This is a genomic window from Leclercia sp. M50 (genome assembly GCF_037150775.1).
GTDB lineage: Bacteria > Pseudomonadota > Gammaproteobacteria > Enterobacterales > Enterobacteriaceae > Enterobacter.
Window position 1 is genome coordinate 16,329 of record NZ_JBBCPK010000045.1, and the last position, 19,128, is coordinate 35,456.

General features: G+C 56.4%; 21 protein-coding genes. 13 read left to right on the top strand and 8 right to left on the bottom strand.

The annotated features are described in order from the left end of the window. Nucleotides 1–3: 3 nt before the first annotated feature. Nucleotides 4–1,230: a DUF3748 domain-containing protein gene (locus WFM46_RS12635; RefSeq protein WP_336997742.1), complete on the top strand. Its 1,227-nt coding sequence runs from the start codon at nt 4–6 to the stop codon at nt 1,228–1,230. Here the strand turns inward: WFM46_RS12635 and WFM46_RS12640 are convergent, their stop codons facing one another. Continuing rightward, complete coding sequence (locus WFM46_RS12640) at nt 1,231–1,563, bottom strand: YceK/YidQ family lipoprotein (protein WP_103177639.1); 333 nt, start codon at nt 1,561–1,563, stop codon at nt 1,231–1,233. Nucleotides 1,564–1,874: 311 nt separating this feature from the next. Between WFM46_RS12640 and ibpA the strand changes: the two genes are divergently transcribed. The 3 genes from ibpA to WFM46_RS12655 all read left to right on the top strand — a co-directional run bounded on the left by ibpA (nt 1,875) and on the right by WFM46_RS12655 (nt 4,701). Continuing rightward, entirely contained in the window at nt 1,875–2,285 is a 411-nt protein-coding gene (gene ibpA / locus WFM46_RS12645; RefSeq protein ID WP_032615564.1) for a small heat shock chaperone IbpA, read from the top strand. A gap of 137 nt (nt 2,286–2,422) precedes the next feature. Further along, nucleotides 2,423–2,851 carry a small heat shock chaperone IbpB gene (ibpB, locus tag WFM46_RS12650; RefSeq protein WP_156653643.1) on the top strand — a complete coding sequence of 143 codons (429 nt, stop codon included), beginning with the start codon at nt 2,423–2,425 and terminating at the stop codon, nt 2,849–2,851. Nucleotides 2,852–3,039: 188 nt separating this feature from the next. Next, nucleotides 3,040–4,701 carry a putative transporter gene (locus WFM46_RS12655; protein ID WP_103177641.1) on the top strand — a complete coding sequence of 554 codons (1,662 nt, stop codon included), beginning with the start codon at nt 3,040–3,042 and terminating at the stop codon, nt 4,699–4,701. On the opposite strand, the gene WFM46_RS12660 is transcribed toward WFM46_RS12655, so the two are convergent. The 3 genes from WFM46_RS12660 to WFM46_RS12670 are packed head-to-tail and all read right to left on the bottom strand — an operon-like array spanning nt 4,698 to nt 7,869. Next, a complete protein-coding gene (locus WFM46_RS12660; protein WP_180210255.1) occupies nt 4,698–6,182 on the bottom strand; it encodes a sulfatase-like hydrolase/transferase in 1,485 nt (494 codons plus the stop codon). The two genes, WFM46_RS12655 and WFM46_RS12660, sit on opposite strands and share 4 nt — an antisense overlap. A gap of 9 nt (nt 6,183–6,191) precedes the next feature. Further along, nucleotides 6,192–6,515, bottom strand: a complete 324-nt coding sequence (locus WFM46_RS12665; RefSeq protein ID WP_336997743.1) for a PTS sugar transporter subunit IIB — start codon at nt 6,513–6,515, stop codon at nt 6,192–6,194. Between the two features lie 28 nt (nt 6,516–6,543). Beyond that, the gene (locus WFM46_RS12670) at nt 6,544–7,869 is read right to left on the bottom strand and encodes a PTS sugar transporter subunit IIC (RefSeq protein WP_103181006.1); all 1,326 of its coding nucleotides are present in this window, start codon (nt 7,867–7,869) and stop codon (nt 6,544–6,546) included. A 477-nt stretch (nt 7,870–8,346) separates the two neighbouring features. Between WFM46_RS12670 and WFM46_RS12675 the strand changes: the two genes are divergently transcribed. The 4 genes from WFM46_RS12675 (at nt 8,347) to WFM46_RS12690 (ending at nt 11,743) form a co-directional block, all read left to right on the top strand. Beyond that, nucleotides 8,347–9,762, top strand: coding sequence for an aryl-sulfate sulfotransferase (locus tag WFM46_RS12675; RefSeq protein ID WP_336997744.1), 1,416 nt, complete (start codon nt 8,347–8,349; stop codon nt 9,760–9,762). 181 nt (nt 9,763–9,943) lie between these two features. Beyond that, nucleotides 9,944–10,291: a YidH family protein gene (locus tag WFM46_RS12680; protein ID WP_103177645.1), complete on the top strand. Its 348-nt coding sequence runs from the start codon at nt 9,944–9,946 to the stop codon at nt 10,289–10,291. Beyond that, a complete protein-coding gene (locus WFM46_RS12685; RefSeq protein WP_103177646.1) occupies nt 10,281–10,643 on the top strand; it encodes a DUF202 domain-containing protein in 363 nt (120 codons plus the stop codon). Before WFM46_RS12680 ends, WFM46_RS12685 begins: the two co-directional genes overlap by 11 nt. After that, on the top strand, nt 10,640–11,743 hold the full coding sequence (locus WFM46_RS12690) for an anaerobic sulfatase maturase (protein WP_442913458.1): 1,104 nt from the start codon (nt 10,640–10,642) through the stop codon (nt 11,741–11,743). Before WFM46_RS12685 ends, WFM46_RS12690 begins: the two co-directional genes overlap by 4 nt. A gap of 1 nt (nt 11,744) precedes the next feature. On the opposite strand, the gene dsdA is transcribed toward WFM46_RS12690, so the two are convergent. The 4 genes from dsdA to tisB all read right to left on the bottom strand — a co-directional run bounded on the left by dsdA (nt 11,745) and on the right by tisB (nt 15,086). After that, complete coding sequence (gene dsdA / locus WFM46_RS12695; protein WP_336997746.1) at nt 11,745–13,043, bottom strand: D-serine ammonia-lyase; 1,299 nt, start codon at nt 13,041–13,043, stop codon at nt 11,745–11,747. A 62-nt stretch (nt 13,044–13,105) separates the two neighbouring features. Beyond that, on the bottom strand, nt 13,106–14,290 hold the full coding sequence (gene emrD / locus WFM46_RS12700; RefSeq protein ID WP_336997747.1) for a multidrug efflux MFS transporter EmrD: 1,185 nt from the start codon (nt 14,288–14,290) through the stop codon (nt 13,106–13,108). Between the two features lie 186 nt (nt 14,291–14,476). Beyond that, nucleotides 14,477–14,923, bottom strand: coding sequence for a GNAT family N-acetyltransferase (locus WFM46_RS12705; protein WP_114385484.1), 447 nt, complete (start codon nt 14,921–14,923; stop codon nt 14,477–14,479). Between the two features lie 73 nt (nt 14,924–14,996). Continuing rightward, a complete protein-coding gene (gene tisB, locus WFM46_RS12710; RefSeq protein ID WP_039032257.1) occupies nt 14,997–15,086 on the bottom strand; it encodes a type I toxin-antitoxin system toxin TisB in 90 nt (29 codons plus the stop codon). Nucleotides 15,087–15,610: 524 nt separating this feature from the next. Here tisB and ivbL point away from each other — a divergent pair. The 5 genes from ivbL to WFM46_RS12735 form a co-directional block, all read left to right on the top strand. After that, complete coding sequence (gene ivbL, locus WFM46_RS12715; RefSeq protein ID WP_103177650.1) at nt 15,611–15,709, top strand: ilvB operon leader peptide IvbL; 99 nt, start codon at nt 15,611–15,613, stop codon at nt 15,707–15,709. A 107-nt stretch (nt 15,710–15,816) separates the two neighbouring features. After that, complete coding sequence (gene ilvB, locus WFM46_RS12720; protein ID WP_103177651.1) at nt 15,817–17,505, top strand: acetolactate synthase large subunit; 1,689 nt, start codon at nt 15,817–15,819, stop codon at nt 17,503–17,505. A 3-nt stretch (nt 17,506–17,508) separates the two neighbouring features. Next, nucleotides 17,509–17,796 carry an acetolactate synthase small subunit gene (ilvN, locus tag WFM46_RS12725; RefSeq protein ID WP_039032259.1) on the top strand — a complete coding sequence of 96 codons (288 nt, stop codon included), beginning with the start codon at nt 17,509–17,511 and terminating at the stop codon, nt 17,794–17,796. Nucleotides 17,797–17,878: 82 nt separating this feature from the next. Next, nucleotides 17,879–18,469, top strand: a complete 591-nt coding sequence (uhpA, locus tag WFM46_RS12730) for a transcriptional regulator UhpA (RefSeq protein WP_336997748.1) — start codon at nt 17,879–17,881, stop codon at nt 18,467–18,469. Then, the coding region (locus tag WFM46_RS12735) for an MASE1 domain-containing protein (RefSeq protein WP_336997749.1) at nt 18,469–19,128 on the top strand (660 nt) is incomplete at its 3' end. The genes uhpA and WFM46_RS12735, both read left to right, overlap by 1 nt.

Consider the following 19,128-nt stretch of genomic DNA (forward strand, 5'->3'; position numbering starts at 1 on the left):
CTCATGAAACAAATCACTTTCGCTCCCCGCAACCATCAGCTCACCAATACCCGTACCTGGACCGCAGACAGCCAATGGCTGGCTTTTGACGTCCGGCCTTCCGGGGCGTCGTTTACCGGCGAAACCATTGAACGAGTGAATGTTAAAACCGGCGACGTCGAGGTGATCTATCGCGCCAGCAACGGTGCGCATGTGGGGGTTGTCACCGTCCATCCGACGGCTGATAAATACGTTTTTATCCACGGCCCGCAACATCCCGACGCCCACTGGCAGTACGACTTCCATCACCGTCAGGGGGTGGTTGTAGAGCGTGGGCAGGTGAGTCATCTTGATGCGATGGATATCACACCGCCTTTCACCTCCGGCGCGCTGCGCGGTGGCAGTCATGTTCATGTGTATAGCCCGGACGGGCAGTACGTCAGCTTTACCTATAACGACCATGTGTTGCACACGCTCGATCCGGCGCTGGATTTACGCAACGTGGGCGTGGCCGCGCCTTATGGCCCGGTGACCCCTGCGGGCCACCATCCGCGGGAGTATGCCGGTACGCACTGGAGCGTGCTGGTCAGCCGTACCACCCCCACGCCGCAGCCGGGCAGCGATGAGATCAACCGTGCCTACGAAGAGGGCTGGGTCGGTAATCATCAACTGGCTTTTATCGGCGATACCCTTACCGCCAGCGGCAAGAAGGTGCCGGAGCTGTTTATCGTTGACCTGCCGAAAGATGAACAGGGCTGGAAACAGGCGGGCGATCTACCGCTTCAGGGCACGGCAGATCGCATGCCCGCCCCGCCTGCCGGGGTCATGCAGCGCCGGTTAACCTTTACCCACGGCAACCGCTATCCGGGGCTGGTGAACGTGCCGCGCCACTGGGTGCGCAGCAACCCCCAGGCGACACAAATCGCGTTCCTGATGCGGGATGATAACGGCGTGGTGCAGCTGTGGCTGATCGCCCCTGAAGGGGGTGAACCCCGTCAGCTTACCCATAACCCAAGCGATATTCAGTCGGCCTTTAACTGGCATCCGGCGGGCCATTCACTGGGATTTGTGCTGGAGGATCGCATTGCAACCTGTGATGCGGCGTCTGGTGCTGTGACGTTTTTGACGTCCGATCACGGCAATCCGCCGTCGGGTGATGCGGTGATTTACTCTCCGGATGGGCACACCATTGCCTGGATGGAGGAGATCGACGGATTCCGGCAGCTGTGGGTGACAGAGACCGGACGCTAATCAGCGAGAGGGCATCCCGGCGGGCGGGATCACGGCGTTGGTCGCCAGGGTCTCTTGCTCGCTTTGCTCCACGCGGGAGCGAACGGATTTATCGGTGCGGAAGAGGTCCCACGGCAGCAGCAGGGTATCGACCACCGCGGTAAATGGCATATCGAGCACCACCAGCGATTTCGTTCCCCAGTGGGTATCGTCGTCAGCCAGCATAGTCGCGCTGGCTCGCGTGCCGGGATAGGTTCCTTCTTTACCGCCGGTGTGAGACATCACGCTCGAACACCCGCAAAGCACAACCACTGCGCTGAACGTCGTCAGTTTTATCAGAACATTTTTCATCATCAGTTAGTCATCATCAATGGCACGGCATAAACCTGCTACCGGGTTTATAACGGGCCATTCTCAAAATGAATAGTTGAAAAGTACCGCTCTGTGGCACCTATCGCATTTTAACCTTACGTGCTGTAGACCCAGTCTATTCCAGTACCCGTAAAGTGCAAAAAATTCTCGCAACGGCATGCTTGAAAAGATCGCAAACGGACCCATTTTAAGGATGTATCGATGAACAAACGTGCCTGAGGGGCGTTTGGGATACTCCTGCCTGTCCACGGTGGAAGGCGACAATTCTTGCTGATTTCAGGAGTTTTAACTGTATGCGTAACTTTGATCTTTCTCCGCTTTATCGTTCAGCCATTGGCTTCGATCGTCTGTTCAACCATTTAGAAAACAACCAAAGCCAGAGCAATGGCTACCCTCCATACAATGTTGAACTGGTTGACGAAAACCATTATCGCATTGCGATTGCCGTGGCCGGTTTCGCTGAAAGCGAACTGGAGATCACCGCTCAGGATAACCTGCTGGTGGTGAAAGGCGCTCATGCGGGCGAGCAGAAAGAACGTACCTACCTCTATCAGGGCATCGCGGAACGTAACTTTGAACGTAAATTCCAGTTAGCTGAGAACATCCACGTTCATGGCGCGAACCTGGTTAACGGTCTGCTCTATATCGATCTGGAACGTGTTATCCCGGAAGCGAAAAAACCGCGCCGTATCGAAATTAATTAATTGTCCGGGTCGCTTTCGCGGCCCAAATATAAATGCTTGCCGATATCGGGAGCATATGTGAATCCATAAGGATTTGCAGGAACAAGTGTGTACAAAAATAAATTGTACCGAACTCGCTTCTCAGAAGGAGATTTAGTATGCGTAATTACGATTTATCCCCGCTGCTGCGTCAGTGGATCGGTTTTGACAAACTGGCCTCCGCGCTGCAAAGCACCACCGAAAGCCAGACCTTCCCGCCGTATAACATCGAAAAGAGCGACGATAACCACTATCGCATTACGCTCGCAGTGGCCGGCTTCAGCCAGCAGAACCTCGATATTCAGCTGGAAGGCACACGCCTGACGGTAAAAGGCACTCCGGAAAAACCAGCAACCGAAACCAAATGGCTGCACCAGGGGCTGGTGACCCAGCCGTTCAGCCTGAGCTTTACCCTGGCTGAACATATGGAGGTGACAGGCGCCACCTTCACCAACGGGCTGCTGCATATCGACATCACCCGCAACGTGCCGGAGGCGGTTGCTCCGCAGCGGATCGCCATCAGCGAACGTCCGGCGTTGAACAGTTAATAGACTGTGTCGGGGGGCGCTACGCTTACCCGACCTACAAGACCCGCAGGCTCGCGCAAGCGAAGCGTCGCCGGGCAAAATCAAAGCCCCGCCCCGGCGGGGCTTTTTTGTGCGCCATCGCCCATACAACCCGCCCGCGCTCTGCGAAAATCCCTGCTAATTATATTGTTATTCACAGGGATGCTGTCATGAGTGATATAGCGTTAACGGTCAGTATTCTGGCGTTGGTTGCGGTGGTCGGGCTGTGGATAGGCAATGTCAAAATCCGCGGCGTCGGGTTCGGCATTGGCGGCGTGCTCTTTGGCGGGATTTTTGTCGGCCATTTTGCCGACCAGCTTGGCATTACGCTCAGCGCGGAAATGCTGCACTTCATTCAGGAATTTGGCCTGATCCTCTTCGTTTACACTATCGGCATCCAGGTCGGGCCCGGCTTTTTCGCCTCGCTGCGCGTCTCTGGCCTGCGGCTTAATCTTTTTGCGATGGGGATTGTGGTGATGGGTGGGCTGGTTACCGCCCTGCTGCATAAACTCTTCGCCATTCCGCTGCCGGTGGTGTTGGGCATTTTCTCCGGGGCGGTAACCAATACTCCCGCGCTGGGTGCCGGGCAGCAAATCCTGCGCGATCTGGGCATCGCCCCCGACATCGTCGATCAGATGGGGATGAGCTACGCCATGGCCTACCCGTTCGGCATCTGCGGCATCCTGCTCACCATGTGGCTGATGCGTATCCTGTTTCGCGTTAACGTTGAACAGGAAGCCCGGGAGCATGAATCTACCCTTACGAACGGACAGGCGCTGATTAAAACCATCAACATCCGCGTCGACAACCCCAACCTCAACAACCTGCCGATTCAGGATGTGCCGATCCTTAACAGCGCCAATATTATCTGCTCCCGCCTGAAGCGTGAGGAAACCCTGATGGTGCCGCTGCCCGGCACGGTGATCCAGATAGGCGACCTGCTGCATCTGGTGGGGCAACCGGCGGACCTGCATAACGCCCAACTGGTGATTGGCCAGGAGGTGGATACCTCCCTTTCTACCCGCGGCACCGATATGCGCGTCGAGCGCGTGGTGGTGACCAACGAGAAGGTATTAGGCAAGAAAATCCGCGAACTGCAGGTAAAAGAGCGCTACGACGTGGTGATCTCTCGCCTGAACCGCGCCGGGATCGAGCTGGTGGCCAGCCCGGACGCCAGCCTGCAGTTTGGCGACATCCTTAACCTCGTCGGGCGCCCGGCCTCCATTGACGCCGTCGCCAATATGGTGGGTAACGCACAACAAAAACTGCAGCAGGTGCAGATGCTACCGGTGTTTATCGGTATCGGACTCGGCGTTCTGCTCGGCTCTATCCCCCTCTATGTACCGGGGTTCCCGGTGGCGCTCAAGCTGGGGCTGGCAGGCGGGCCGTTGATTATGGCGCTGATCCTCGGTCGTATCGGCTGTGTCGGTAAGCTCTACTGGTTTATGCCTCCGAGCGCCAACCTTGCCCTGCGTGAGCTGGGGATCGTGCTCTTTCTGGCGGTGGTGGGGCTGAAATCTGGCGGGGATTTCGTCGAGACGCTCGCCCGCGGTGACGGCGTGAGCTGGATTGGCTATGGCATCCTCATTACCGCCGTCCCGCTGATCACTATGGGCATTCTGGCGCGGCTTCTGGCGAAGATGAACTACCTGACCCTCTGCGGCATGCTGGCCGGTTCGATGACCGATCCCCCGGCGCTGGCCTTTGCCAACAACCTGCACGCCACCAGCGGGGCGGCGGCGCTCTCCTACGCCACGGTCTATCCGCTGGTGATGTTTATGCGCATTATCACACCGCAGCTACTGGCGGTGCTGTTCTGGGGGATAGGTTAAACCTCTAACCCCAGCCTGGCGAACTGCTCTGCCGGGGCGTCGCTCTCATGCAGGAGACGCACCAGCAGGGCAATCATCCGCGCTTCGATGGCTTTATCTTCTATCGGGCACTGCTGGTGCGGGTCGGTGTGTAAATCGAACAGTAGATTACCGACGCGGTTCACCCCGGGGTATTTTTCCTGAGCCGGAATACGCAGCGTTTTGACCCCTTTGGTAAAGCGGAAGGGGGGCGCCAGCGCGATCGCCTCCAGCTCATCCGGGGTAAAGCGGGTATTCATCTTGATGGGCATCAGGGTGTAGTTGGCGATGTCATTCTCACGGCCAGGCAGTGCGGCGCGCATATAGACATAGCGCCCGTCCGTGACGTTGACATGGCCGCTGAAGACCCCAAACAGCGCAGCGTCACGCACCGGGGTATCATCTTCAAGAATGCGGGCTAACGGACGGCCCTGAACGTCAGGTGGAATGGGCTGGTTGAAGAACTCCAGCAGCGTCGGCGCCCAGTCAATCATCTGCACCAGCGCATCCCGCTGCACCCCCTGATGACCGCTGCGCGGATCCCAGATAAATAGCGGGTTATTCGCCACTTCGTTGTAATACGGCATCTGGTTTTTCGCCCACCAGCCATGCTCCCCGAGCAAAAAGCCGTGATCGGTGCCGACGATGAGCATCGTATCGCGCCACAGATCGTGGCGGTCCATCAGGTCCAGAATGCGCCCCAGATTGCGATCGCACATGGAGACCAGGGCGCGATAGCGGCAGCGAATATGCTCTACCGCCTCCGGGCTCTCTTCCACTTTGCCGCGGGGCCAGTCGTAGTGCGGGCCGTTCCAGGCATCCTGGTATAACGAGAGGTACGACTCGGTGGTATAAAACGGCTCGTGGGGGTCGAAGGTTTCCACCTGCAATAGCCAGCTATCCTGGTGATGGTTCTTGTCGATGAACTCGCATCCGGCGTTAAAGACCTGGGTTTGCGGGAAGTCCGCCTCCTGCTGAATGTAGTCGCGGTTGACCCAATCGTGTCGCCAGAGCCCGGAGACCCCGCCCCCGGTTTGTTTCTGGGGCACGCGCAGCACCTCCGGGATGGCCGGGTCGGCGACGCTGGCCTTCCAGTGATCTCCCTCCTGCCCACGGATAATTTCCCATGAGCTGTAGCGGTTATGGTAGTTGCCGCCGCCATCCTCCCAGTAGTGCAGGTGGTCACTGATCAGGTGGGTATAGACGCCTGCTTTTTTCAGTAGCTCCGGCATGGAGTCGTCGAACGGCTCCAGCGGCCCCCACTCCCGGTGCAAAAAATTATACCGGCCAGTATGTAACTCGCGACGTGCGGGCATGCAGGGCATACTGCCAACATAGCTGTTGTTGAAGGTGGCGCAGCGGGCCGCCAGACGCTGGAAATTTGGCGCCTGGGTGATCATATCCCCATAAGGCGGCAGATAGTGCTTATTCAGGCTGTCGAAGAGCAGAATGATCGCTTTCATCGTCGCTCCTTAACGGGCCTTTACCAGATGCGGGAAATGTTCTTCAACCAAGGCGTAGATCTGCTTCCCGATGGTCTCTCCGTCCATAATATTTTCGATGGGGATCAGATACTGCCCGTGCCGCGGATCGAGGCTTACCACATCAATCAGCTTTTTCGAAATGGCATAGATATCGGCCCATTCGGTGAACCCACCGACTTCGCCGGCGGCGGTGTGCTCCATGGCGAAATCAATGTCATATTTAGCTAACGCTTTTTTTACCACCGTCTGCAACATCACGCTGCTGCCGACACCGTAGCCGCAAACAAACAGAATATTAATTTTGTCTTTCATAACGATATCCTTTTCACAATGAGATGAGTTAGCCCGCATAAGGCCCAAGATGGAACGTTAAGGCAATAAACTTAAGTACTTCGCAAATCGCTGGCCATAAGGTCGCCCAGTCGAAAATACCGGTCCAGCCCACCCCTTCCGCAGCGAGGCCAGTTAAGGGAATTGCCCATACGGTGCCGAAGGTTTGAATAATTCCCAGCAGGAAAGTACAAATAATAACGGCGCGGTAACCGCCCAGCCGGTTGGCTAATACGCCGATCGGGCCGCCCGCAAAAAATAGCGGCACAAAACCGGGCAATACCATAATCGGACTATGGGTAAGCAGCAGGATCCCCATCGAAAAAATCGTGCCGAAGGTACAGAAAATAAAACCAAGGGTGGCGGCATTCGGGGAGAAGGGAAGTAATGCTGCAACATCGACAGCGGGAATCGCGTCGGGAATTAAACGATCCTGCCAGCCTTTAAACGAGGCGTTAATTTCCCCGACCATCATACGAACGCCCTGGAGCAGGATCACCATATACATGGAGAACTGCAGGCCGAGATTAATAATGTAGATATACCAGGGCTTACCTTTTGCCATGACCTGAACGTTATCGATGCCGGTCGTCAACAGGAACCCGCCGACGAACACGGTCATGACAATGGCGATGGAGGTAACGTTATGGTTAAAAATAGCCAGCCAGCCGGGTAGCTTCATATTCTCGGCATCCTGCTTCTCGGCGTCGCCAAAGAGGTGGGCGAATTTCGAGAAAAACCAGATCCCCAGCATCTGGTTATGGGCAATGGTAAAGCCGGCATTATTGGTGATTTTCGCCACCGGTTTGGCTATCAGGGTAGTCGCAAACGCCCAGAATACGCCGGTTAAAATCCCGGCGATAATAATCGACGGCACCCAGCCAAAGCCCAGCCAGAAGACGATCAACCACAGCACTGCCTGAGAGTGAGACACCCCGGTATTGCCGGTGAGGAAAATGCCTTTCACCTTTGTGTAGCGGCCAAGTAAGACCAGCACCAGGTTGGTAAAAAAGGCCAGCACAAACACATAACCTACAAAACCGAAATTATCGCCGAGTGCAATCTGGGTTGCTGCTTTCATGGCATAGGAATCCATTAAATAGCCATGAATGCCATAAGATTTACTGACCGCATCGGCAACGGGTTTAAATGTGGCTGAGAACTGAAATCCGCCAAAGAGCACCATCATTAATCCCACCATGGCGCTAACCATACCGGTAATAATTTTGATCGGCGATTTCCTGTCGAGGGCATAACCCAGCCCCACCAGCAACCCAATTAAAATAGCGGGTTCAGTTAAAAAAGATTGTATTACTGAAATGAAGTCTGAAAACATAATGCAGTCAACCTCCGTGATATTCGCTTCCAGATTAATAAAATCCACTTTTTTGTTGCTTCTTATTTAATAACGGAACGACTAGTGGTGATAAAGGCAAACATTTTTGGCAGCAAATGCACTTTAATAATCATATTTAGTCATTAGAAGATTAATTTTGATTTTTTGTGATTCTATTTGCAAAATTACTGATGTATTACTTTCTATTATTTAAATTTCTATTCGATAAGCTTTTTATATATACAATGGATTTGTGAATAAGCCGGGATGCCCTTATTGGATGATTCAATATATAAACGGTCAATAATTTAACCTTAATTATTGAGGTGGGAAGTGTTTTGAAGATATACTTAGTAAATTAAAGGCGACGATTTTATTTTGCGGGCTCAGCCACAAAATTATATTAAACCGAAGTATAAGTTAGCTTTCGCACGGCTAAGTAATTTTCCAATCATTATTAAACAAAGGAATGAAAAAATGAACGCAACCTATACTGTTAAGCTGAATCCCTACGATAAAAACAAACTGTGCGCATTAATTTCTATTGATAGTACCGAGGCGGTACGCTTTGACTACACCGTCAAGGGTAAAACGGCGAACACCAGTTTTCATTACGGCACCGATCAATACAGCGTTAATCCAGAGATTGTCGTGGTGGGGTTGTATGCCAATTATTTAAATTCGGTCACGTTGAATCTTTATACCGCTGACAATGCCGTAGAAACCCTCCTTATATCGATATCAACAGAGGGACAGGACTATGGCGAAGCGCCCCTGTCGCTGGCAATCAATATTGCTGACGGCACGATGGCAGAGAATACCTTAGGGCAGGGTTGGTTTGTCACCAGCGCGTGGAATGGCTATGACATCAATGGCGATCTGCGTATTACCGGCCTGTTCCCCTGGATGTACGGCAACCTAAAAATTATTGAAAACTCGCTCTGGTCAGCCGAAGCCAGTGAAACCTGGGATCCCGACAAGCATGCTTTTGCGCCGACACTGTACCGCTTTAACCTTGCCGGTAAGGTCACGCAAACCTACTCTGCTCCAGCGGGTTACGGTTTTCATCACGACATCACTACTGACGGGCAAGGCAATCTCTGGGTGTTAGGCTCGCTGCTGGATGGTTGGAGTGACGAGCAAAAACTGGAGTGCATCCTCTATAAATACGACATCAACAGCGGGGCGTTGCTCTGGCAACGTGATTATTCCCGGGAATTTATGGGTGCCACGGTGCTGGATAATACCGACACCAACGACGTGCATTTCAAAAGTCTGGAATATGTCGCAGAGACCGGGCAACTGATGATCAATTCCCGCTCCAGTTGTACTGTGCTGGGACTTAATAGTACCTCCGGGGATCCGGAGTGGATTATTGATAACCCAGCTTTTCCCGTGCTGAATAGCGCCCTGAATTTGCAGGTGGTGGACGCGGATAACTTCAGCTATCCCAACGGCGAGCATGCCGTCTTTGTCACACACAACAGCCGGTACCAGGCGTGGCGGGGTGAAAATAAGTTTGTTGTTTCCCTGTTCAATAACAACTCCTGCGCAGATGAACAGGGCAATGAACTGGTCCGGACAATTGAATCGGACCCGGTTACTTATACCGCTGCCGCACTGGATTCCTTACCTACCATTCTTGCCATTGATTTAACCGCCTCGACGGTTCAGCGCCTGGATCAGTTTCATTTCCCAGGCCAGCGCAGCGAACTCACGTCATCGGTATTTGATGTCGGGAATGAATATTACAATGTTTATTTTGGTGCCGAACAATCTTTCTTCGTTTTTGATACCGATAATAATATTGGTGTGTCGGTTTATAATATTGATACCGGCTTAGGCTATCGCGGCAGAATATTTACTTACGATGAGCTGCGTTCATTAATCTAAAATTAACCTTAGCGGCAAGATAAGGCTTGGTGTTACTTGCCGCCTTTACACCACCTGTAACCCGTTCCCCTGGCTGTGGTTATACGGCTGTCACCACCGGATCCTGCGGGTGGGAATGACTTCTCTGTATACGTTACTATTGCCTGAGTTTTATTCGATGAGCAGCCAGACAGGAGTAGTTATGAAAATTTCCCGCCTCGGCGAAGCGCCGGATTATCGCTTCTCGCTGGCAAACGAGCGCACCTTTCTGGCCTGGATCCGCACCGCACTGGGCTTTCTGGCAGCCGGTGTCGGCCTTGACCAGCTGGCACCCGACTTTGCCACGCCGGTGATCCGCCAGCTGCTGGCGCTGCTGCTGTGCCTCTTTTCCGGCGGGCTGGCGATCTACGGTTACCTGCGCTGGCTGCGTAATGAAAAGGCGATGCGCCTGAAAGAAGACCTGCCCTATACCCACAGCCTGCTGATTATCAGCCTGATCCTGATGGTGGTGGCGGTGATTGTCATGGGACTGGTGCTCTATGGCGGATAATCGCAAAGCCCGCCGCCTGGCCGATCCGGGACTGCAGCCGGAGCGGACCTCGCTCGCCTGGCTGCGCACCCTGCTGGGCTACGGCGCCCTGATGGTGCTGGCGGTTAAACACAACTGGCAGCAGGCAGGGCAGCTGTTCTGGGTGGCGCTGGGTGTACTGGCAATCGCGGCGCTGATCCTCTGGTATTACACCCGCAGCAGGGCGCAAATGGATGTTTCTCTGTATGATTTTTCATCATCCCGACCGGTGCATATTAAATTTTTGATCGCCCTCGCAGTGTTATCCCTCGCATTACTGTTTGCTGCTAGCCATGTCCACCATCTCATTACTTTTATCAGGGGTATTACATGACAGGATGTCAGGTTATGGCCAAGCCAGCCAGCTCACGATGCAACCTGAATTGCCGCTACTGTTTTTATATCGATAAGCCTCAACAGGCGATCATGGATGACGCCACCCTGGAAACCTTTATTCAACAGCATATCGCCGCCCAGCCCGGACCAGAGGTACAGTTCGCCTGGCAGGGCGGGGAACCGACCCTGTGCGGGCTGGATTTCTTTCGTCGTGTCGTGGAACTGCAACAGCGGCATGGCGCAGGAAAACGTATCCACAACGCTTTTCAGACCAACGGCATCCTGCTCAATGACGCCTGGTGTGTATTTTTTCGTGAACAGGGCTGGCTGGTGGGTATCTCTCTCGATGGGCCTGCGGCGCTGCATGATGCTTACCGCGTCAGCCGCAGCGGCAACCCTACTCATCATAAGGTGCTGGCGGCGATAGAGAAGCTGCGAGCGCATCAGGTGTCGTTTAATCTTCTGACGGTCATCAACCGGCAGAACAGCGGCCAGCCGGAGCGCATGTATCGCTATTTGCGCGCGCTGGGCACGCCGTATCTGCAGTTTCTTCCCCTGCTGGAGCACGACAACCCGGAATCAGTCAGCGATGCGCAGTGGGGAGCATTCCTGTCGTCGGTGTTTGATATCTGGGTGCGGGAGGATATTGGTCGCATCTTTGTGCAGCTTTTCGACTCGACGTTAGGGGTCTGGTGTGGCTATCCGTCGCAGATCTGTTCCCTCGCCGTCACCTGCGGCCACGCCTTCGCGCTGGAGGCGCAGGGCGATCTCTATCAATGCGATCACTATGTCTACCCGGAGTACCGGCTGGGTAACATCCACCAGACGTCGCTGGCAGAGCTTAATAACAGTGAGGCGGCCATCGCCTTTGGCCAGCGTAAAAAAACCACTTTACCCGGTGAGTGCCAGGCCTGCCCGGCGCTTTACCTGTGCAACGGCGACTGCCCGAAACACCGGGGGGAGGGCAAAAGCGCGCTGTGCGCGGGGTATCTGGCGTTCTTTCGCCATTGTGCCCCGCATATGCGGGTGATGCGCGATCTTATCCGTCATCACCGTTCGCCCATCGAGTTAATGACCCTGTTACGCCAGAGCCAGTAAGTTACCGCCCTTTTGCCAGATACTTCGCCATCTCCTCGTCCGGCACCATGCCGCCGCCGGTGGCCCACACCAGGTGGGTGGCGTTGTCCAGCGCATAGTGCCCGGCAGTGGCAAGACGTACCGGCCCGGCCATTCCCGCCAGCGCGGAGGGCTCAAGAAGAATCTGCTCCTCCTGCGCCAGCCAGCCCAGCATGTCATACATGCTCTGATCGGAGAGGGTATAGAACCCGTCGAGCAGGCGCTCCATGGCGCGGCCAACAAAACCGGACGCGCGGCCTACCGCCAGGCCATCGGCCGCAGTGAGGTTATCGATCCCCAGATCCTGCACGGCAATCTGGTCATGCAGCCCGGTATAAACTCCCAGCAGCATGCACGGTGAATGGGTAGGTTCGGCAAAGAAGCAGTGCACATGGTCGCCAAAGGCCAGCTTCAGCCCAAACGCCACGCCGCCAGGGCCGCCGCCGACGCCGCATGGCAGGTAGACAAACAGGGGATGCTCCCTGTCCACCACCTGGCCCTGGTCAGCAAACTGCGCTTTCAGTCGTGCGCCTGCCACGGCATAGCCTAAAAACAGGGTGCGGGAGTTTTCATCGTCGATAAAGAAGCAGTTCGGATCGCTTTCGGCCGCTTTGCGGCCTTGCTCCACCGCCACGCCGTAGTCCTGCTCATATTCCACCACCGTCACGCCGTGGCTGCGCAGTTTCGCTTTTTTCCATTCCCGGGCGTCGGCGGACATATGGACCGTCACCTTAAAGCCGATGCGGGCGCTCATGATGCCGATGGACATCCCCAGGTTGCCGGTCGACCCCACGGCGATGCTGTACTGGCTGAAGAAATCTTTGAAGCGCGGCTCCAGCAGGATGCTGTAATCCTCCTCCGGCGTTAACAGGCCCGCGGCGAGGGCCAGTTTTTCCGCGTGGGTCAGCACCTCATAGATGCCGCCGCGGGCTTTGATGGAGCCGGAGATCGGCAGATGACTGTCTTTTTTCAACAGCAACGTGCCGGGAAGGGTGATATCGAACGCTGCCTCCAGCCGCTTGTGCATCCCCGGTATGGCAACCAGCTCCGATTCGATAATCCCGTTTGTGGCCGCCGTTTCCGGGAACGCTTTCGCCAGGTACGGCGCAAACCGCGCCAGGCGCGCGTGAGCATCATCCACGTCGGCCTGGGTCAGGCCAACGTGCGGCAACCCTTCGGCCAGCGTGGTGGCTTTGGGGTTAAGCCAGGTGGTCTCTTTCAGGGCGATCAGCGCATTGAGCAGGGGATATTGCGCGATTAATGTCTGGGTCTGTGGCGTCATAGGTTCCTCGCAGGCGTTATCCCCTTAAGAAAACAGGAAACGGACGCGAGGGCAAGTGAACGCTACACCGCCTGCTGGTGATGTGAGGCGCGGGAGGCCAGCGGCAGCCAGCACAGCACAATCAGCAGCCCCATTAAGGTCATCAGCAGACCAAGGCTGGCCTGTCCGTTTTGCGGCATCATCGCCGAGAGCCAGGCCAGCGCGCCGGAGCCGATATTCTGCAATCCTCCCACCAGCGCCCCGGCGGTGCCCGCGAGGAACGGGAAGGGCTCCATCGCGCCGCTGGTCGCCAGCGGGAAGAGCATCCCCGCGCCAAAGAAGAAGAGCGCAGCCGGGATCAGCAGCGTCCAGACATTCATCACCCCGAACAGCCCCGGGATCCACATCATCAGCCCCGCCAGCAGGCAGCTTGCCACCGACTGCCACATCAGGGTGGTAAAGCGTTTATTGGCGCGTCCGGCAAACCAGGCGCCGAAGAACGCCGCCGGGATCGGCAGAATAAACAGAATACTTACCACCATACTGCTGAGACCCAGCCCGGCGCCCAACAGCACGCCCGAACTGGCTTCGAATACGGCGATACCCGCCAGGCCGCCAATCAGCATCAGCACGTAGCAGTTAAACGCCCCGTTGCCGAAAAGGATTTTGTAGCTGGTGAGCAGTCTGGTGCGAGGCGCCTCAGTAGGCCGGGTTTCCGGCATCCAGCGCGCCATGCTGAAGGTAACGATGGCGCACAGCATCAGCAGGAAGCCATAGCAGGCCCGCCACGACCAGACGGTATCCAGCAGGCCGCCAATCAGCGGTGCCAGCAGCGGGCTCACCAGGATGCCCATATTCAGCAGGCTATTGGCGTGGCGCAACTGGGTGCCCTGATACATATCCCGCGGCAGCGTGCGCGCCATCACCCCGCCGACGCCGGTACCGACGCCCTGCAACGCGCTGGCGGCAATCAGCACGCTCAGGCTGTGGGTGGACATGGCGATGACCGTCGCGATCATAAAAATCGTCATGCCGACCAGGATCACCGGACGGCGACCCACGCGGTCCGAGAGCGGGCCGTAGAACAACTGCGATACGCCATAGGTCAGCAGATAGGCGCCCATCACGCTCTGGATCGCCCCTTCGCGGACCTGGAGTTCCTTCGCCATGTCCGCAATGGCCGGGATATAGATGGTTTGCGCCATCTGACCGACGGCGACCAGCAAGATCAACATCAAGAGTAAATTAACGTTCCGCTGTTTTTTCATGTCGCTGAATACTTTTGCCAAAAGTGAGAAATAAAGAATAAGTAACTACGCATTCCCATAAATGCGCGAGGAATCTACCACAGGAAAATGACAAGTTAAGTACCCGGCTGAATAACGGGAAGGGGCAAGAAGGCAGGATTTTTAAACGACAGCGGCAACGAATGTTGCCAGCGTTAATTCATTTGCTTAAACCGCGCAAAACAGCCGGTGCGTCACGCGCGGTTCATCGGCGACCAGCGTAAAGCCCGACTGCTGGTAGAAGGCCCAGGCGGTCTGGGGCGCATGGGTATTGAGAAAATCGAACCATATGCTGGCATCGGCCATCACCACTCCGAGCAGCTGCCTGCCGATACCCTGCCCGCGACACTTTTCGCTGATATAGAGATGGCGGATGCGACCGGCCCGCGGCTGCTGGCTGAACGGATCGCGGTTTAGTCCGCAAATTCCTACCAGCTTGCCATTGAGAAACGCACCCAGCAGCTTTTCGCCGGGGGCATTGAAGCGGTTTTCGCCGCGCTGCCAGTTCTCTTCCAGCCTGCGAAGCATGTTGAAATTAAGCGCGACGCTCTCGGCCTTAAGCGCGATATACCCCGGTTCGTCCGGCGTAACGGGTTCAATTAGCAAACGCGACATAGCATTCCCTCGTTATTATCGTTGTTAAAGAGGGGCGGTTTCCCGCCCCTCTTCGGTGCGACTTGAACCTGAATTACTTCACGTATTTCAGGACAGCATCAAGCAGTTGCAGTGCTGCAACAATGAGTTTGAGGATAAGTACAACCATATCCACTACGCTCATACGCGTCTCCTCTGGTTAAGGAGCACGATGCTGGCGTACCTTTCCGCCGCCTGTGACCAGCACCTTTGTTGACGTAACACAGTGTGCTCAGTTGGGGAGTGGAGGCGCTGACGGCACCACCCGTTTCAGCCAGGACTTCGTTGCGCCGGTGTACTACGAGCGGCTCCCCTCACACCCTGTGAACACAACCAGTATAGATAAATACTGTATATATGAACAGTAATTTATGGACAAAACGTGAAGGGCGATCCATACTCAAATGCGTCAAAATCCGTGCCCCAAATTGCGCGTTCCTGTGCGATCGCGTATACTTCGGGCGTTGACGTAACACAGTGTGCTCTGCGGTCACCAGCCGCAAACGCTGTAAAAAAAACCTCGCTCCGGCGGGGTTTTTTGTTTTCATCACTTAATAAACGAAACGTGATCCCTGACGCATTTTTGCGCAGATGAAAATATTTCCATTGTCACGCCTGAAAACCTGTGTTTGTATAAATTCTATCAATGATTCCAGAGACAGGTTCCTAATGACCTCTTCCATGCTGACCTCGACCCTACTAAAAACTGCGCAACCAGCCGCAGTGGTCGTCGTGCGTGTGGTGGTCGTCGTCGGCAATGCGCCGTAGGGACTGGATCAACACACGATTCCAAACCCCGCCGGCGCAAACCGGCGGGGTTTTTCGTTTAAAGCCCCCCGGAAAGTCGGCTCAGATCACAATAAGAGGACTGGAGCATGGCAAGTTCGGGCACAACATCACACAAGACGCGTTTCACAGGCGCGCAGTTAATCGTTCATCTGCTGGAACGTCAGGGGATTACCACGGTTGCGGGTATCCCTGGCGGAACGGTACTCCCACTGTATGACGCCTTAAGCCAGAGCACGCAGATCCGTCACGTGCTGGCGCGACACGAACAGGGCGCAGGCTTTATCGCCCAGGGCATGGCGCGTACCCAGGGCAAACCGGCGGTTTGCATGGCCTGTAGCGGGCCGGGTGCCACCAACCTGGTGACCGCCATCGCCGATGCGCGTCTCGACTCCATTCCGTTAGTCTGCATTACCGGCCAGGTGCCTGCCTCGATGATCGGCACCGATGCGTTTCAGGAAGTGGACACCTACGGCATCTCTATCCCCATCACCAAGCACAACTATTTAGTGCGCGATATCAGCGAATTACCGCAGGTTATCAGCGATGCGTTCCGTATCGCCCAGTCCGGTCGTCCGGGTCCGGTGTGGATAGACATTCCTAAGGATGTGCAGACCGCTGAAATTGAGATCGAGGTACTGCCAGAGCCAGGCACCCGTGCGCCATCGCCGGCATTCAGCGCGGAGAGCGTGCGCGAGGCGGCGGCGATGATTAACGCCGCCCAGCGTCCGGTGCTCTATCTGGGCGGCGGGGTGATCGACGCGCCTGATGCGGTGCGTACCCTGGCAGAAAAGGCCAACCTGCCAACCACCATGACCCTGATGGCGCTGGGCATGCTGCCTAAAGCGCACCCGCTGTCGCTGGGCATGCTCGGGATGCATGGCGCGCGCAGCACCAACTTTATTCTGCAGGAAGCTGACCTGCTGATCGTTCTCGGGGCACGTTTTGATGACCGGGCGATCGGCAAAACCGAGCAGTTCTGCCCGAACGCCAAAATCATTCACGTGGATATCGACCGCGCCGAGCTGGGCAAAATCAAGCAGCCGCACGTGGCGATCCAGGGCGATGTTAACGAGGTGCTGGCGCAGCTGCTGCCGCACATCGATGCCACCCCGCGCACCGCGTGGCGTGAGCAGGTCACCGGTTTGCAGCAGGAATTCCCGGGTGCTATCCCGACCGGCGGCGATCCGCTGAGCCACTACGGGCTGATTAACGCCGTGGCCGCCTGCGTGGACGACAGCGCCATTATCACCACCGACGTGGGACAGCATCAGATGTGGACCGCCCAGGCCTATCCGCTGAACCGTCCGCGTCAGTGGCTGACCTCCGGCGGGCTGGGGACCATGGGCTTTGGCCTGCCTGCGGCAGTGGGCGCGGCGCTGGCGAATCCGGACCGCAAGGTGATCTGCTTCTCCGGCGACGGCAGCCTGATGATGAACATCCAGGAGATGGCCACCGCGGCGGAAAACCAGCTGGATGTGAAAATCATTCTGATGAACAACGAAGCGCTGGGCCTGGTGCATCAGCAGCAGAGCCTGTTCTACAAGCAGGGCGTCTTTGCCGCCACCTATCCGGGGATGATTAACTTTATGCAGATTGCCGCCGGATTTGGCCTGCACACCTGCGATCTGAATGCCGAAGAGGATGCGCAGGCCGCGCTTCAGGCGGCGATCTCACGCCCGGGTCCGGCACTGATCCACGTGCGTATCGATCCACAACAAAAAGTTTATCCGATGGTACCGCCGGGTGCGGCCAATACAGAAATGGTGGGGGAATAAGCCATGCAGAAGCAAAATGATAACGTCATTCTGGAACTCACCGTCCGCAACCACCCAGGCGTCATGACCCACGTCTGCGGGCTGTTTGCCCGTCGGGCGTTCAACGTGGAAGGCATCCTCTGTTTGCCAATCCAGGGCAGCGAGCACAGCCGTATCTGGCTACTGGTGAATGATGACCAGCGTCTGGAGCAGATGATGGCCCAGATCGACAAGCTGGAAGATGTGGTGAAAGTGGTGCGTAACCAGTCCGATCCGACCATGTTTAACAAAATTGCGGTGTTCTTCGAATAGATCGCTTAAGGTAAGCGTCTTTCGCTCTTGTAGGCCGGATAAGCGCAGCGCCATCCGGCGTTTTCAGACCGCAGGAACAGACATGACCACCATCGCTCTCATCGACGATCACCTTATCGTCCGCTCCGGATTTGCCCAGCTTTTGAGCCTGGAGCCCGATTTTCAGGTGGTGGCCGAGTTCGGCTCCGGCCGCGAGGCGCTGGCCGGCCTGCCGGGACGCGGGGTGCAGGTCTGTATCTGCGATATCTCAATGCCGGACCTCTCCGGGCTGGAGCTGCTGAGCCAGCTGCCGAAGGGAATAACGACCATCATGCTCTCGGTTCACGACAGTCCGGCGCTGGTAGAGCAGGCGCTGAACTCGGGGGCGCGCGGGTTTCTCTCCAAACGCTGCAGCCCGGACGAGCTGATTGCCGCCGTGCGCACCGTCGCCACCGGCGGTTGCTACCTGACGCCAGATATCGCCCTCAAGCTGGCGGCCGGACGCCAGGACCCGCTTACCCGACGCGAACGCCAGGTGGCGGAAAAGCTGGCTCAGGGAATGGCGGTGAAAGAGATCGCCCTTGAGCTTGGCCTGTCGCCAAAAACCGTACACGTTCACCGCGCCAACCTGATGGAAAAACTGGGCGTCAGCAATGACGTTGAGCTGGCGCGCCGCATGTTTGACGGCTGGTAATGGACGCCTTTTTCTCCCGGCTGGTGGCGGTGGTCGCCAGCTTCTTTATCTTCTCCGCCGCCTGGTTCTGCCTGTGGAGCATCAGCCTGCACCTGGTAGAACGCCCGGAGCTGGCGGTACTGCTGTTTCCCTTTGGCCTGCGGCTGGGGCTGATGCTGCAATGCCCGCGCGGCTACTGGCCGGTTTTGCTGGGCGCAGAGTGGCTGATGCTGATCTGGTTGTCGCAGGAAGTCGCCCTCGCGCATCTGCCCTTATTGATGACCGGAAGCCTGCTCACGCTCCTCCCGGTTGCGCTTATTTCCCGCTATCGTCACCAGCGCGACTGGCGCACCCTGCTGCGCCAGGGGGCCGCGCTGATCGCCGCCGCGCTGTTGCAGTCCCTGCCGTGGGTGGGCGAAAAGGAGATGCTGAACACCCTGCTGCTGACTCTGACCGGCGGCCTGACCCTGGCCCCGACCTGCCTCGTCATCTGGCATTACCTCACCAGTACCGTCTGGCAGCCCCTTGGCCCGGCGTTGGTTTCTCAGCCCGTCAACTGGCGCGCCCGGCATCTCATCTGGTATCTGCTGCTGTTCGTGGTGAGCCTGTGGTTGCAGCTTGGCCTGCCCGCAGAGCTGTCGCGCTTTACGCCGTTTTGTCTGGCGCTGCCGATCATCGCA

Bases quoted from the DNA above. Each gene is read 5' to 3' on its own strand.
- tisB (WP_039032257.1), bottom strand. From the start codon at position 15,086: ATGAGCGTAGTGGATATGGTTGTACTTATCCTCAAACTCATTGTTGCA.
- WFM46_RS12685 (WP_103177646.1), top strand. From the start codon at position 10,281: ATGGCGGATAATCGCAAAGCCCGCCGCCTGGCCGATCCGGGACTGCAG.
- uhpA (WP_336997748.1), top strand. From the start codon at position 17,879: ATGACCACCATCGCTCTCATCGACGATCACCTTATCGTCCGCTCCGGA.
- dsdA (WP_336997746.1), bottom strand. From the start codon at position 13,043: ATGACGCCACAGACCCAGACATTAATCGCGCAATATCCCCTGCTCAAT.
- ibpB (WP_156653643.1), top strand. From the start codon at position 2,423: ATGCGTAATTACGATTTATCCCCGCTGCTGCGTCAGTGGATCGGTTTT.
- WFM46_RS12690 (WP_442913458.1), top strand. From the start codon at position 10,640: ATGACAGGATGTCAGGTTATGGCCAAGCCAGCCAGCTCACGATGCAAC.
- ivbL (WP_103177650.1), top strand. From the start codon at position 15,611: ATGACCTCTTCCATGCTGACCTCGACCCTACTAAAAACTGCGCAACCA.
- WFM46_RS12640 (WP_103177639.1), bottom strand. From the start codon at position 1,563: ATGATGAAAAATGTTCTGATAAAACTGACGACGTTCAGCGCAGTGGTT.
- emrD (WP_336997747.1), bottom strand. From the start codon at position 14,290: ATGAAAAAACAGCGGAACGTTAATTTACTCTTGATGTTGATCTTGCTG.
- ilvB (WP_103177651.1), top strand. From the start codon at position 15,817: ATGGCAAGTTCGGGCACAACATCACACAAGACGCGTTTCACAGGCGCG.
- WFM46_RS12675 (WP_336997744.1), top strand. From the start codon at position 8,347: ATGAACGCAACCTATACTGTTAAGCTGAATCCCTACGATAAAAACAAA.
- WFM46_RS12670 (WP_103181006.1), bottom strand. From the start codon at position 7,869: ATGTTTTCAGACTTCATTTCAGTAATACAATCTTTTTTAACTGAACCC.
- WFM46_RS12665 (WP_336997743.1), bottom strand. From the start codon at position 6,515: ATGAAAGACAAAATTAATATTCTGTTTGTTTGCGGCTACGGTGTCGGC.
- ibpA (WP_032615564.1), top strand. From the start codon at position 1,875: ATGCGTAACTTTGATCTTTCTCCGCTTTATCGTTCAGCCATTGGCTTC.
- WFM46_RS12655 (WP_103177641.1), top strand. From the start codon at position 3,040: ATGAGTGATATAGCGTTAACGGTCAGTATTCTGGCGTTGGTTGCGGTG.
- ilvN (WP_039032259.1), top strand. From the start codon at position 17,509: ATGCAGAAGCAAAATGATAACGTCATTCTGGAACTCACCGTCCGCAAC.
- WFM46_RS12635 (WP_336997742.1), top strand. From the start codon at position 4: ATGAAACAAATCACTTTCGCTCCCCGCAACCATCAGCTCACCAATACC.
- WFM46_RS12660 (WP_180210255.1), bottom strand. From the start codon at position 6,182: ATGAAAGCGATCATTCTGCTCTTCGACAGCCTGAATAAGCACTATCTG.
- WFM46_RS12680 (WP_103177645.1), top strand. From the start codon at position 9,944: ATGAAAATTTCCCGCCTCGGCGAAGCGCCGGATTATCGCTTCTCGCTG.
- WFM46_RS12705 (WP_114385484.1), bottom strand. From the start codon at position 14,923: ATGTCGCGTTTGCTAATTGAACCCGTTACGCCGGACGAACCGGGGTAT.